A 14,604-nucleotide genomic window follows, 5' to 3' on the forward strand; every position below is an offset into this window, starting at 1 on the left:
AACACACTTTTAATCCTGAACTAAGCTTGTACTTCGTTCCGCGTAAAATGTGGGTCATTCGAGGACAATGAATGGAATTCAGGACATTTCAAAAGCAGTGGGGTGCTGAGTTTATTTCCGATGACGTTGTACGTTTTCGCGTCTGGGCAGAAGGACAGAAAGAACTTACGTTACGTCTTGCCGCCGCCGACGTGCCGATGACGGCAACCGGCGACGGCTGGTTCCAGGCAGACGTACCCGGCGTCACGCACGGCGCAGAATATCTGTTTGTTCTTCAGGACGGTATGGCGTTGCCCGACCCGGCGTCGCGCGCGCAAAAGGGGGACGTTAACGGACCCTCCGTTGTGATCGATCCCCGGCGCTACCAGCCGGTCAACCGCGACTGGGCAGGGCGTCCGTGGGAAGAGACGATCATTTATGAACTGCACGTCGGCACCTTTACCCCGGAGGGCACCTTCCGGGCGGCCATCGACAAGCTGCCGTATCTGGCAGAGCTCGGGATTACCCAGCTTGAAGTGATGCCCGTCTCTCAGTTTGGCGGTTCCCGCGGCTGGGGGTACGACGGCGTGCTGCTGTATGCCCCACACTCCGCCTACGGTACGCCGGAGGATTTCCACGCGTTTATCGACGCCGCACACGGGCTGGGGCTTTCCGTGGTGCTGGATATCGTGCTCAACCACTTCGGTCCGGAGGGGAACTATCTGCCTTTGCTGTCGCCCGCGTTTTTCGATGCACAGCGGATGACGCCGTGGGGCAACGGCATTGCCTACGAGCGCGAGCCGGTGAGGCAGTACATGACCGACGCGCCGCTCTACTGGCTGACGGAATATCGCCTGGACGGCCTGCGCTTTGATGCCATCGACCAGATTAAAGACGGCTCGGACCCGCATATTCTCGAGGAGATTGCCGCAAAAATTCGCGAGGCCATTCCGCACCGTCACGTTCACCTGACCACGGAAGACAGCCGCAACGTGATCTTTCTGCATCCGCGCGATGAGCATGGCAACGCGCCGCTGTTTACCGGCGAGTGGAACGATGACTTCCACAACGCCGCCCACGTGTTTGCCACCGGTGAGACGCACGCCTACTACCAGGATTTTGCCTTTGAGCCGGAGAAAAAGTTCGCCCGGGCACTGGCGGAAGGCTTTGTCTATCAGGGTGAGATTTCGCTGCAAACCGGCGAGTCGCGCGGGGTGGAGTGTCAGACGCAGCCGCCGCAGTTCTTCGTCGACTTTATTCAGAACCACGATCAGACCGGGAATCGCGCCCAGGGCGAGCGGCTTATTACTCTGGCCGGTGCCGATAAGACGCGGGTGCTGCTTGCCGCGCTGCTGCTTTCCCCCCATATCCCTCTGCTGTTTATGGGCGAGGAGTTCGGTGAAACGCATCCGTTCCTGTTCTTCACCGATTTTCACGGCGATCTGGCTAAGGCGGTGCGGGAAGGGCGCGCAAAAGAGTTTACCGGCCATGCCGGGCACGATGAAACCGTCCCGGATCCGAATGACGTGAACACCTTTGTTCGCTCAAAGATCGACTGGAATAAGATTGCCACCGACGAAGGTAAAACGTGGCTACGCTTCACGCGCCATCTGCTGACGCTGCGTCATCGCCATATCGTTCCGCTTCTGCGTCATGGCGGCACCGTTCAGGGCAAGGTGATCAAGACCGCGCCCGGCATGGTGGCGGTGTGCTGGCGCTTCCCGTCGGGGACGCTCTCTCTGGCGCTCAATATCGGTAATAAGCCCGTCGGGCTGCCCGATTTCACGGGTGAGACGCGCTTTGCCTGGCCGGAAGTCACTGACGTTTTACCCCCGAACGGTATTGTCGTTCGCTTTGCTGATGGAGAAGCATCGTTATGATCCCTTCCGCCACGTACCGAATTCAGTTCCGTAACGGCATGACGTTTGACCGCGTTGCGGCGCTGGTGCCGTATCTGAAAGATCTTGGCATCAGCCATCTTTACGCGTCGCCCGTGTTTACCGCCACAGCGGATTCCACCCACGGCTATGACGTGACCAACCCGAATGAAATTGACCCCGCCATCGGCGGACGAGAGGGGTTTGACCGCATGGCCGCGGCGCTTAAGCAGGCCGGCATGGGATTGATTCTGGATATTGTCCCGAACCATATGTCGACCTCGCTGGAAAACCCCTGGTGGCGGGACGTGATTGAATACGGCCAGCAGAGCCGCTACTTCCGCTATTTCGATATCGACGGGTCGCGACCGCTTACGCTGCCGTTTCTCGGCGATACCTTTGAGGCGGAGCTGGAGAAGGGCGCCATCACCCTAAAACGTGACCCTGTCACGGAAAAGGCCGCGCTGGTCTACTATGACGCCGAGTATCCGCTCAACCCCGGTACGTACAGCGAAGAAAAGAGCATTGCGGAACTGCACGACGCGCAAAGCTGGCGGCTGATGTCCTGGCGGGAAGCGCCGAAGCAGCTCTCGTGGCGGCGCTTCTTTGAAATCACTGGTCTGGTCGGCGTTCGTGTTGAAGATGACGCGGTCTTCGACGACACGCACCGGCTGATCCTTGAGCTGGTCCACGCGGGCGTGGTGGATGGTCTGCGCATTGACCACGTCGACGGCCTGGCCGATCCGCTGGGCTATCTGCAGCGCCTGCGGCAGGCCACCGGGCCCGACTGCTACATTACGGTCGAAAAGATCCTCGCCAAAGGGGAACAGCTCCCCGCAGACTGGCCGGTATCCGGCACCACCGGCTACGAGTTTATCGCCTCGCTGGCGGAAGTGCTGGTCGACGACGATAGCCTGGGGCGTCTGGAGAAAATCCACGACGAAACGCTCGGCGTGACGGTCGATCGCCACGCGGAGCTTCGCGATGCCAAAGGCCTGATGGCCGATCGTAATTTCGAGGGTGAATTCACCACGCTGCTAAACCTGGCTGACGATCTGGCCCGCCGCAATGAGGTTGCGCTGCCGCTTGAGGATATTCGCCACGCGCTGCGCGAGCTGCTTATCGCCTTTCCGGTATACCGCACCTACGGCACCCGGGAAGGATTAACCCCACCGGACGTGGCGCTGCTTAACCGCGTGGTCGCCAGCGTGGAGACGTCGGAAGCGGTGCTCAGCCCGATCGTGCGCATTCTTACTGGCGATCTGTCGGAAGATTGCCGCGATACCGCCGCGCTTTTCAGGACCCGCTTTCAGCAGCTCACCGGGCCGCTGATGGCAAAGTCCGTTGAAGACACGCTGTTCTTTCGCCACAACCTCGAGCTTGCGCTCAATGAAGTGGGGGCCGACCCGACGCCGCGCGCGTTTTCATTATCCCGTTTCCACCAGGAGATGCGCATTCGCCTGGCCCGTCAGCCCGACGCGCTGCTGGGTACCTCCACGCACGATACCAAGCGCGGGGAAGATGCCCGGGCGCGCCTTTACACTCTGACGGAAGCCCCGGAACGCTGGGGGGAAAATCTGGCCCGCTGGCGGCAGATGAACCAGACCCAGGTGCGTTTTCTCAATGACGGTACCGCGCCGAACGCCGCCGATACGTGGATGATCTACCAGGCGCTGGCGGGCGTCTGGCCCGCCACGCTGTCACCGGACGACGCCGACGGGCTGAAATCACTGGAAGAACGTTTCCTTGGCTTCCTCGAGAAAGCGCTGCGCGAGGCGAAACGGCGCACCGACTGGATCGACAGCAACGAGAGCTACGAGAGCGTGGTGTTGAGCTACGCGCGACACCTGCTTTCACCGGACAATAGCCTGTTCCTGCACGATTTCAGCGAGGCGATGCAGCCCTTTATCCGCGCCGGGCTGATGAACAGCCTCAGCCAGACGGTGATCAAGCTGACGGCCCCCGGCGTGCCGGATATCTATCAGGGCAGCGAGGCGCTTAACTTCAGCCTTGTCGACCCGGATAACCGACGCGAGCCGGACTTTCCGGCCCTGGTGCAGCGCCTCAGCGCGGCGGATGCCACGGTGTTTGACAGCCCGGCATGCTGGCGGGACGGCAGGGTCAAACAGTTCGTTACCGCCACGCTGCTGCGGCTTCGACCGCACTACGACGCGCTTTTCCGCTACGGCGACTGGCTGCCGCTTAAGGTCACCGGCGATCGCGAGGAGAACCTGATTGTCTACGCGCGCGTTAAGGACGATGAGGCGCTGATTGTTGCCGTGCCGCGCCTGGTTTTTGACGTCACCGATAATCATCGGCTGTGGGTCAATACCACGGTCGCGTTACCCGACGAACTGGCCGGGAAGCGCTATCGGGATCTGTTCAGCGGCGAAAGCCGCATGCTGCAAGAAACGCTGGATTTAACGTCAGAAAAGGGATGTGTACTGGTTCTGCTTACCTGCGAATAATCGTGGAGAACGAAAATGGCAAAGGATACAAGGTTTGAAATTCGGGCCGGTCATGGCCAACAGCTGGGTGCGAATTATGACGGGAAAGGGGTCAACTTCGCGCTGTTCTCCGCTCACGCCGAGCGGGTGGAGCTCTGTTTGTTCGATCCGTCCGGGAAAACGGAAATCGCCCGGCTGACGCTCCCTGAGTATACCCATGAAGTCTGGCACGGCTATGTGCCTGACCTGAAGCCGGGGGCGCTGTACGGCTATCGCGTCTACGGCCCCTACGACCCGGAAAACGGTCATCGCTTCAACCCGCATAAGCTGCTTATCGACCCCTATGCCCGCGAACTGGTGGGCGATATCGACTGGAACGACGCCCATTTCGGCTATGAGCTGGGGCATGACGAGCTGGATTTGAGCTTTGACACCCGCGACAGCGCGCCGTATACGCCGAAATGCCGGGTCATTGACCCGAACGCCTTTGACTGGCAGGACAACAACCGGCCGAACGTGCCCTGGCCGCATACCGTTGTTTATGAGAGCCACGTGAAAGGCTTTACCCAGATGAACCCGGCCATTCCGCCCGAGCTGCGCGGCACGTTTGAAGGCATGGGGCATAAAGCCTCGGTCGACTATATAAAAAGCCTCGGCATTACCTCGGTGGAGCTGCTGCCGGTTCACTGGTTCCCGGACGATCAGCACCTGCTCGACCGGGGCCTGAAGAACTTTTGGGGCTATAACACGCTCGGCTTTTTTGCTCCGGCGTCCCGCTACTACGGCCCGGCGGGGATCCAGGGCTTTCGCGACATGGTGCGCGCCTATCATGACGCGGGCATCGAGGTGATTCTGGACGTGGTGTACAACCACACGGCGGAAGGGAACGAGCTTGGCCCGACGCTTTCGTTTAAGGGGATTGATAATTACAGTTATTACCGCACGCTCCCGGACCAGCACCGGTATTACATCAACGACACCGGGACGGGAAATACGGTCAACACTTCGCATCCGCGCGTTCTGCAGATGGTGATGGACTCCCTGCGCTACTGGGCGGAATCGATGCACATTGACGGCTTTCGTTTCGACCTCGGGACGATTCTGGGCCGCGAGCCCGAAGGGTTTGACCCGCGCGGCGGTTTCTTCGACGCCATGACTCAGGATCCGGTCTTATCCCGACTGAAGCTGATTGGTGAACCCTGGGATATTGGTCCCGGCGGCTATCAGGTGGGCGGATTCCCGCCGGGCTGGGGGGAATGGAACGACAAATACCGCGATACCGTTCGCGAGTACTGGAAGGGGGATAACGTCTCCACGGACTTTGCCGCGCGTCTGCTTGGTTCCGGCGATCTGTACGATCTGCGCGGCCGCCGCCCGTGGGCCAGCGTCAACTTCATCACCGCCCATGACGGCTTTACGCTGAATGACCTGGTGTCGTACAACGAAAAGCATAACGCCGATAACGGCGAGGACAATAACGACGGGCATAACGATAACCGATCGTACAACTACGGCGAGGAAGGGCCAACCGAGAATCCGGATATCATCGCCACCCGGGAGCGGCAGAAGCGTAACTTCCTGACCACGCTGCTGTTCTCCCACGGCACGCCGATGCTGCTGGCGGGGGACGAGTTTGGCCGTACGCAAAAGGGCAACAATAACGGCTACTGCCAGGACAGTGAGATCTCATGGATCGACTGGAAAGGGATGTCCGAAAATGACGCCGCGCTGCGCGAGTTTACCCGGCGGTTGATTGCCCTGCGCGCATCGCAGCCGTTATTGCGTCGTGAAAGCTGGCGCGACGGGCTGGAGATCCGCTGGTTCAATGCCGGAGGCGGCGCGCAGCAGGCCGAGCAGTGGGATGAAGGCTCGACGCTTGGAGTCTCCATCAGCAGGCCGGACCTTCGGCAGGAGGACGGTATCTGGCACGACGTGCTGATGCTGTTCAACCCGTTTGAAGGCACCGTGCCGTTCCAGATCCCGCAGTTTGGCGAAGGGGGATGGGTGCTGGAGCTGTCTACGGCAGATGACGCTGCCACCGGGACAGCGATCACCGAAACCGTAGAATATGAACTGGCCGGGCGCAGCATTACGCTGTTCCGACGTCCTTAATTACAGTGACGCCGCCGCCCGGGCGGCGGTGTCATACAGGGAGGAGATCGTGCGTAACAGCTGCGCGGTCTCGCCAATCGACTTCCCGGCAATGCCGCTCTCAGCGTGGATCGCAATCAGACACGCTTCCCGCACGTCACGGTATTTCATGCACAACGCTTTCCCTTCCTCCGTGGTAGAGAAAAAGAGCTCTTTACCCGCTTTCTCGCTCGTCACGTAGCCTGCTTTGACCAGCTTTTTCAGGGCATAAGTCACCACGTGGGTATCTTCCACGTTGAGGACGAAGCAGATATCGGCCAGCTTTTTCTTGCGGTCGCGGTGGTTCACGTGATGCAGCAGCGAAACGTCAAAAGCACCCATATCGGGCTCGCCGGCAGCCGTCATGCAGCGCACCATCCATTTGTTAAACGCGTTGCTGGTCATGATCAGCGCGTATTCCAGCTCTGATAACTCCGCGCAGCGCTCGGACACCAGATGGCGGGATGAGACGATCCGGCCATCGTTGATATCGTCGCGATCGGGTGAATCACTCTTTTTCGAGGTCATAACGTTCCTTAGCCAGAAATGTAAACTCATCGATAAAATAAGAACATTTTATTGATAATTTGTTTACATGTTTTTGAGGTTCAGATATAGCTTTTTAGCGCAGGTTTTCCGAAACCTGACGAAAAACACAACATCGCTCGCCGCAAATTAAAAAAATAGCCGTCGGCGCGCAACGCTCACTTTGGATAGGGTAAACGTTATGGACGGTACTACGCTGTTGCCGCTGATCGGGATACCGATCGTGGTTATTGGTTTTGCACTGCGCTTCAACCCGCTGCTGGTGGTCGTGGTGGCGGGGCTGGCGACGGGTCTGCTGGTCGGGATGGATTTCGGCATGCTGCTGGAGACCTTTGGCGAAAAATTCGTCAATAGCCGGTCGCTGGCGACCTTCATCCTGATCCTGCCGGTGATTGGTCTGCTGGAATATTACGGGCTTAAGGAGCGCGCCCAGGCCTGGGTGGCGAAGATCGCCAGCGCTACCTCGGCGCGTATTCTGATGCTCTATTTTGTCGCGCGGGAAGGCACCGCCGCGCTGGGCCTGATGTCGCTGGGCGGTCACGCGCAGACGGTGCGCCCGCTGCTGGCGCCGATGGCCGAAGGGGCGGCGCTGAACGAATATGGCGAGCTTCCGCAGCACATTCGCGACAAAATCAAAGCCCATGCCGCCGCGTGCGACAACATCGCGGTCTTCTTTGGGGAAGATATCTTTATCGCCTTCGGGGCGGTGCTGCTGATCGACGCGTTCCTGAAAGAGAATGGTATTCAGGGCATTGAACCGCTGCATATCGGCCTGTGGGCCATTCCAACCGCCATTGCGGCATTGATTATTCATATGACGCGCCTGCTGCGCCTCGATGCCAGCATCCGTCGCGACGTGATGGCCTGGCGTGCAGAGCAGGGTACGCAGGAGGCCGCACAATGATGACGCTTATCACCATTAACCGCGTGTACTACCTGATTGGCTTTGTCGTGATGCTGCTGGTCGTGATGACCCTGCGCGATCGCGCCAATCCGAAGCGCTTTACCACCGCGCTGTTCTGGTTCTTGTTTGGCGGGATCTTCCTGTTTGGCGACCTGATGGTACAGGAGCTCGGGAAATCGCTGGCGTACCGGATCATCGGCGGCGGCGTTATCGTTATCGCGCTGCTGGCGGGCTTTGGCCTGGTCGGGAAAGGGCACTATGAAATGTCGACCGAGGAGGAGCGCGTCGCGTCGTCAAACCGCCTTAAAAACTGGCTGTTCCTGCCCGCGCTGATGATCCCGGTGGTGACGGTGCTGGGCACGTTATTCCTGAAGGGCGTTTCGATCGGCGGCGTTTTTCTGCTCGATCAGAAGCAGCTTACCCTGGCGGCGCTTTGCGTGGCCTGCGTCGCGGCGATCCTCACCGGCTGGTGGCTGACCAAAGGCACACCGCTGCATGCCGTTCGTCAGTCCCGTCGTCTTGTCGACACCATCGGCTGGGCGGTGATCCTGCCGCAGATGCTGGCCATGCTAGGCGGCGTGTTCGTTGTGGCCAACACGGGTGATTCGGTACAGAAGGTGGTGAGCCTGTTTGTGAACCCGGATAGCCGCTTCATGCTGGTGGTGATTTACTGCGTGGGCATGGCGCTGTTTACCATGATCATGGGTAACGCCTTTGCGGCCTTCCCGGTGTTAAGTGCCGGTATCGCCTTGCCGTTTCTGATCAACGTGCATCACGGCAACCCGGCGCCGCTGCTGGCGATTGGCATGTACGCGGGCTACTGCGGTACGCTGATGACGCCGATGGCCGCGAACTTCAATATCGTTCCCGCCGCGCTGCTGGAGCTGAAAGACAAATATCAGGTGATCAAGATCCAGATCCCGACCGCGTTAACCCTGCTGGTGGTGAACGTGTTCTTAATGTATTTCCTCGTGTTTCGCTAAGGAGCTGTCATGGAATTAACGCAACATCAGGCCGACGCGTTTGCCCGCATGCCTTTGACCTATTTGCGCCAGGAATACCCGAACCACATCATGCACCTGCTTAATGATGATGGTGACGTTCTGCCACCGCGCGAACTGCACCCGATTTTCTATGGCTGTTTTGACTGGCACTCGGCGGTGCACGGCTACTGGCTGCTGCTGCGCTGCGTGCGCCTTTTCCCGGAACTGCCGAGCAGGGACGCGGTCGTCGCGCTTTTTGACGAGCACATGACCGAAGAGAACGTGGCGAAGGAGCTGGCCTATTTCACCGCGCCGTTCCGCGCCTCGTTTGAGCGTCCGTATGGCTACGGCTGGCTGCTGGCGCTGGCCCAGGAGCTGAAACAGTCGTCGCTGCCGCAGGCCGCGGGCTGGTACGAGACGCTGGAGCCGCTCACCCAGGATATTCGCAACCGGCTGGTGGATTACCTCGGTAAGCTCACCTATCCGATCCGCGTCGGGACGCACTACAACACGGCGTTTGCCCTCGCGCTGGCGCTCGATTACGGTCGCATCGTGGGAGACAAGGCGCTTGAGCAGGCGATTCTGGCGGCGGCGGAGCGGTTCTATCTCGCCGATACGCGCTATCCGGCACACTACGAACCCGGCGGAGACGAGTATATTTCCGGCGCGCTGACGGAAGCGCTGCTAATGAGCAAGGTGTCTGAAGACTTTCTGGCCTGGTTTGACGCGTTTCTGCCGGATGTGGGGGCCGTTACGGCACTGATGAACCCGGCGGAAGTGAGCGATCGTACCGACCCGAAAATTGCCCATCTGGACGGGTTAAACCTCAGCCGCGCGTGGTGTATGAAGCACATTGCGAAAGCGCTTCCTGCCAGCCACCCGGCGCAGCAGGCGCTACGCGAGGCGGTGACGAAACATCTGGCCGCTAGCGTCGGGCATGTGGTCGGCAGCCACTACAGCGGCGGACACTGGCTGGCGAGCTTTGCGCTGCTGGCGCTGGAGTAAACAAACGAGTCGTCTTTCTTGCCGGGTGGCGCTGCGCTTACCCGGCCTACATTGTGCAACGCTTGCCTGCAGGCCGCGCAGGGCGCAGCCTGCTCAGGCTAAATACCACCGAACCCGCCGAGGCGATGACGGCTAGCCACAGTGCAACCTGGATAGCATGTTGATGGTCCCATCCTGCCGCTGCTCCCAGCAAAACCCCCACCGCGGCGGCGCCGAGACACTGGCCGAATGTCCTCACTATCGACAACACGCCGGAAGCATAGCTGGCATATTCCCGCGCGACGTTAGAGAGCATTTCCCGATTATTGGGGCTCTGGAAACAGCCAAACCCTATCCCACATACCAGGCTGCGCAGGCAGATATTCCACACGGAAGGATTGTCCGGCAACGTGGCCAGAAGGACCAACCCACCGACAAAAACGATCAGCCCGAGGGTCGAGATCAGCGGCGCGGAGATCGTATCCGCCCAGCGACCCGCGTGCGGCGCGATCAGCACGATGCCAATCGGCCACGGGGTGAACAGCAGCGCCGACACCACCGGGCTGTAGCCATACACGCTCTGAAACAGGAACGGCAGCGCGACAAACGCGATCCCCTGGCTCACAAACGACGCCAGCGAGGTCAGCGCGGCGAGGGTGAAGCGCCCGTTTCTGAACATCACCGGCGGCAGTAAAGGATGTTTCGCGCGCCGGATACGCCAGGTAAACGCGAAGGCGCTGACCAGCGCGAGAACGCCCCAGCAGACGGTCTGCCGGTTAATGTGTTGCGTCACGTGCTGAAGGCTGTCGGCCAGCATGATCGCCGAACCTAACAGCGCGGCGGAGAGCACGGCGCCCGGCGCGTCAAAGGGAGTGCGGTCAACGATCGATTCCCGAGGCAATGCCCGCCATGCCAGCAGCAGGGCGATGCTGCCCGGAATAAGGTTAATGGCGAACAGCCACTGCCAGCTCAGCGCGTCCAGTATTGTTCCGCCGAGTACCGGGGCAATCGCCGTGCTGGAGGCGATAAGCAGGGCGTGCAGCCCCAGAATGCGGCCCAGCAGCCGGCCCGGAAAAACGGAGCGCAGGATCGCCGGGGCGATACTGAGGGTAGCCGCGCCGCCTATGCCCTGCAGTATTCGCATCGCGGTTAACATTTCCGGCGTCGTTGCCAGCGTGCAGCCGAGCGAGGTGAGCGTAAAGGTGGCAAGCCCGGCCAGAAACACCGGGCGATAGCCCACGCGTGCCGCCAGCGCGGCGAAGATGGCTAGCGTCATTGCCGCTGACAGCAGGTAACCGTTGGCGAACCAGACCGCAACGTTTGCGGGAACCTGCATCGCCTTTGCCATAGAGGGCAGCGCGATGTTGATCATGGTACCGTCAAAAACGCCCATCAGCGTGGTGGTCATAACGGCGGCCATCACCCTGGCGCGTTCATGCCCGGGTAAACCTTCATCGCCGGGCTGGTTTGAAAAGAGCGTCATCGTCGTTACTCCGAATAAGAATCGTGATGACGAAACTATAATCATGCGGTATACAGGGCGGAAGACGCAGCATTTGCACTTAATCATTGCACATAACGCCACATCTGAGGAGCCACCGTGTCCGATCCTGATTTTAACCTTCTGGTTGCGCTCGACGTTTTGCTGGCAGAAGCCAGCGTGGCGAGCGCGGCGCGACGTTTGAACCTGAGCACCTCCGCGATGAGCCGCACCCTGAGCCGGCTGCGGGAGGTGACTGGCGATCCGATCCTGGTACGGGCCGGTCGTCATATGGTGCTGACGCCCTGGGCCGAAGCCACCCGGGACCGCGCCAGAAGCGCCGTGCACGAGGCGAGGGCAGTGCTGCAGCCCTCCACCGACGCGCTGAAGGTGGAAAGCCTCGAACGGCTGTTCACTATCCGGGCCAACGACGGTTTTGTGGTGGCGTTTGGTCCAATGCTGATTGCAGCGGTGGCGAGCGTCGCGCCCGGAGTGTGCATCCGCTTCTCACCGAAACCGGAAAAAACGTCGCGCTACTTGCGGGAGGGGCTTGTCGACCTTGAGATTGGCGTGCAGGGCAACATGGGGCCTGAAATACGGCTGCAAAGGCTTTTCCAGGATCGGTTTGTAGGCGCGGTGCGCAAGGGGCATCCGCTTTCAGAGCAGCCGGAGATCGGCCTGAGTGACTATGTTGCCTGGGGGCATGTGGTGGCCTCGCCGGACGGATCGCTGCACGGCTTTGTCGATGAGGCGCTGGCGGATCGCGGGATGAAGCGCAAGGTCGCCAGCGTGGTGCCCGGCTTTCCGACGGCGTTATCCGTGGCGCTGGCCTCCGATCTGATTGCCATGGTGCCGGCGTTATACCTGCGCAACCAGGCGATGACCGAGCGCGTGCACGTCTTTGAACTCCCCTTTAAGACCCGCACTATTACGGTGTCCCAGATGTGGCATCCGCGCATGGAACGAGACCCGGCGCATCGCTGGCTCAGGGAAAAGGTCCTTGAGGTGTGCCGCGCTGTTTGCTGACGCTCAGAGCACTTTCCCCGGCACGGTGAGGATGAAGCGCGTCGACGCCGCATCCGATTCCACGCGGACTTTTCCGCGGTGTGCCGTGACGATGGACTTCACGATGGCAAGCCCAATGCCGCTGCCTTCGCCTTTACGCTGCCTGGACGGATCGACGCGATAAAAACGGTCAAACAGCTTCGGCAGATGCGCCTGCGGGATCGGCGTGCCGGGGTTTTCTGTCACCAGTTCAACTTCGTTATCCCGTTTTCGCAGTGAGACCGTCACCGTTTGGCCCGCTGGCGTATAGCGCAGGGCGTTGGATAACAGATTATTGATTGCCCTTCTGAACATCTGCGCATCGCCTTCTATCAGACAGGGCATCCCGTTGAATTTCAGCGCGATGTGGCGTTCTTCCGCCCAGGCTTCGAAGAAATCAAACACCTTGATGACCTCGGCGCTTAAATCAAACATCACCCGATCCGGGATGAGCTGATTATTATCGGCCTGCGCCAGGAACAGCATGTCGCTGACCATGCGGGTCATCCGGTTGTACTCTTCAAGGCTGGAGTACAACACATCCTCCAGCTCCTTCGGAGTGCGGTTCTGACTCAGCGCGATCTCCGTTTGCGTCACCAGGTTGGTGATAGGGGTTCTGATTTCGTGCGCGATATCGGCGGAAAAGTTAGCCTGACGGGTAAAGACATCTTCAATCTTTTCAATCATCTGGTTGAAGGAGATGACCAGCTGTTCCAGCTCAACGGGGACGCGGGAAGGCTCCAGTCGTGCATCCAGATTTTCGGAGGTGATGTTTTTAATGGCGTTGCTGACGTTACGCAGGGGCAAATGTCCCTGACGCACCGCGATGCGGATGACAAGAATAATCAGCAGGCTGATAACCGCGGCAATCGCCAGAAGGTTTTTTTTCAGCGCCTCAAGATAGTGAAGATGAAAATTAATGGAGAGGCCGATCAGCATGACGTAGTCCTGGGTTTTGCCCTGCAGCGTCGCCGTGCCTGAGGAGGCGATAATCCGGTACGTTTCCATTTTCATGTCGGACCCGGCATGCATGGGGTTGGCCGGGTCTTCTACCGTCCAGAGAAACACATCCTGCGCGCGACGGTGTTCGCTAAAGTCCGCCGTATTCATTGCCGGGCGCAATGTCGCCCCTTGAGTCGAGCTGAACAGGGTATTGCCCTGCGGATCCAGAAGCAGGACGGCTACGTTGCGGTAGCTGGCGATCGACTCCTTGATCTTACCGATTTTCTTTTGGTCGGGGTCTGCCGGTGAGTGCAGTATGCGGTGCATCGCGGTGCTGATCTGCTCAAGGTCGCTGATATCCTGCTCGGCAAAGTGCTTCTCAACGGAGTGCAGCATGAACCAGGTAAAGGCGAAGAAGGCCAATATGGTGGAGAGGCTGATAAAAAAGGTCAGCCGCAGCGCAAGTGAGAACGGGCGTCGAAGGGGCTTAACGCGCATCCGGTACCTCCAGCATATAGCCCACGCCGCGCACCGTCTGGATCAGCTTCGGTTCAAAGTCATTATCGATCTTTGCGCGCAGCCGCTTTACCGCCACGTCAATCGCGTTCGTGTCGCTGTCAAAGTTCATGTCCCACACCTGGGAGGCAATCAGGGAGCGGGGCAGCACTTCCCCCTGATGACGCATGAAAAACTCCAGCAGGCTGAACTCCTTGCTGGTGAGCAGGACGCGGCTTCCGGCCCGGCTGACCTTTCTCGACACGAGGTCAACCGTCAGGTCAGCCACCTGTAGCTGGCTTTCCGCGATCACCGTATTCCCGCGCCTTAACAGCGTCCTTACCCGGGCGAGCAGTTCGGCAAAGGCGAATGGCTTAATCAGGTAATCATCCGCGCCCAGCTCAAGCCCTTTAACCCGGTGTTCTATCGTACCGAGAGCCGTCAGAAGCAATATGGGCATCCCTTTTCCGGCAGAGCGGAGCATGCGGACAATATCCCAGCCGTTCACATCGGGCAGCATGATGTCAAGAATCAGCAGATCGTATTCAGCGGTCATGGCGAGATGGTAGCCGTTCAGGCCGTTATCAGCGTGGTCCACGACAAACCCCGCTTCAGTGAGCCCCTTGCTGAGGTACTCGCCGGTTTTCATTTCGTCTTCAACGATCAGTATTTTCATCTTGCTCCCCTGACTGGCTGCTGATGACATTCTATGGCGCCCGCCACCGTTCACAATGACTTACGTTAAAAATGACAACATTGTCATTATCCCGTCACCCGTCAAACAGGAAGCGTT

11 protein-coding genes are annotated in these 14,604 nt (G+C 59.5%); 7 read left to right on the forward strand and 4 right to left on the reverse strand.

Annotation, left to right across the window (positions count from 1 at the left end):
* The first annotated feature begins 71 nt into the window (after positions 1-71).
* From treZ to glgX, 3 genes are read left to right on the forward strand one after another with little or no spacing between them, the layout of a single operon-like run.
* Positions 72-1,859: a malto-oligosyltrehalose trehalohydrolase gene (gene treZ / locus RVY89_RS07410; protein ID WP_484827369.1), complete on the forward strand. Its 1,788-nt coding sequence runs from the start codon at positions 72-74 to the stop codon at positions 1,857-1,859.
* Complete coding sequence (gene treY / locus RVY89_RS07415; protein ID WP_484827370.1) at positions 1,856-4,324, forward strand: malto-oligosyltrehalose synthase; 2,469 nt, start codon at positions 1,856-1,858, stop codon at positions 4,322-4,324. Before treZ ends, treY begins: the two co-directional genes overlap by 4 nt.
* 15 nt (positions 4,325-4,339) lie before the next feature.
* The gene (glgX, locus tag RVY89_RS07420) at positions 4,340-6,415 is read left to right on the forward strand and encodes a glycogen debranching protein GlgX (RefSeq protein ID WP_484827371.1); all 2,076 of its coding nucleotides are present in this window, start codon (positions 4,340-4,342) and stop codon (positions 6,413-6,415) included.
* On the opposite strand, the gene RVY89_RS07425 is transcribed toward glgX, so the two are convergent.
* Positions 6,416-6,961 (reverse strand): winged helix DNA-binding protein, encoded by a 546-nt coding sequence (locus tag RVY89_RS07425; protein WP_484827372.1) that lies wholly within the window; start codon positions 6,959-6,961, stop codon positions 6,416-6,418.
* 199 nt (positions 6,962-7,160) lie between these two features.
* Here RVY89_RS07425 and RVY89_RS07430 point away from each other — a divergent pair, with 199 nt between their 5' ends.
* The 3 genes from RVY89_RS07430 to RVY89_RS07440 are packed head-to-tail and all read left to right on the forward strand — an operon-like array spanning position 7,161 to position 9,871.
* Entirely contained in the window at positions 7,161-7,883 is a 723-nt protein-coding gene (locus tag RVY89_RS07430) for a DUF969 domain-containing protein (protein WP_008501655.1), read from the forward strand.
* Positions 7,880-8,866, forward strand: coding sequence for a DUF979 domain-containing protein (locus RVY89_RS07435; protein WP_484827373.1), 987 nt, complete (start codon positions 7,880-7,882; stop codon positions 8,864-8,866). Before RVY89_RS07430 ends, RVY89_RS07435 begins: the two co-directional genes overlap by 4 nt.
* Before the next feature lie 9 nt (positions 8,867-8,875).
* The gene (locus tag RVY89_RS07440) at positions 8,876-9,871 is read left to right on the forward strand and encodes a DUF2891 domain-containing protein (protein ID WP_484827374.1); all 996 of its coding nucleotides are present in this window, start codon (positions 8,876-8,878) and stop codon (positions 9,869-9,871) included.
* 46 nt (positions 9,872-9,917) lie between these two features.
* On the opposite strand, the gene RVY89_RS07445 is transcribed toward RVY89_RS07440, so the two are convergent.
* Positions 9,918-11,333, reverse strand: a complete 1,416-nt coding sequence (locus tag RVY89_RS07445; protein ID WP_484827375.1) for an MFS transporter — start codon at positions 11,331-11,333, stop codon at positions 9,918-9,920.
* 117 nt (positions 11,334-11,450) lie between these two features.
* Here RVY89_RS07445 and RVY89_RS07450 point away from each other — a divergent pair, with 117 nt between their 5' ends.
* Positions 11,451-12,356 (forward strand): LysR family transcriptional regulator, encoded by a 906-nt coding sequence (locus tag RVY89_RS07450; RefSeq protein WP_484827376.1) that lies wholly within the window; start codon positions 11,451-11,453, stop codon positions 12,354-12,356.
* Between the two features lie 3 nt (positions 12,357-12,359).
* On the opposite strand, the gene RVY89_RS07455 is transcribed toward RVY89_RS07450, so the two are convergent.
* Positions 12,360-13,814 (reverse strand): Cu(+)/Ag(+) sensor histidine kinase, encoded by a 1,455-nt coding sequence (locus RVY89_RS07455; protein ID WP_484827377.1) that lies wholly within the window; start codon positions 13,812-13,814, stop codon positions 12,360-12,362.
* A complete protein-coding gene (locus RVY89_RS07460; RefSeq protein WP_484827378.1) occupies positions 13,804-14,487 on the reverse strand; it encodes a copper/silver response regulator transcription factor in 684 nt (227 codons plus the stop codon). Before RVY89_RS07460 ends, RVY89_RS07455 begins: the two co-directional genes overlap by 11 nt.
* Between the last annotated feature and the right edge of the window lie 117 nt (positions 14,488-14,604).

The organism is Enterobacter sp. 3U4 (assembly GCF_057224565.1).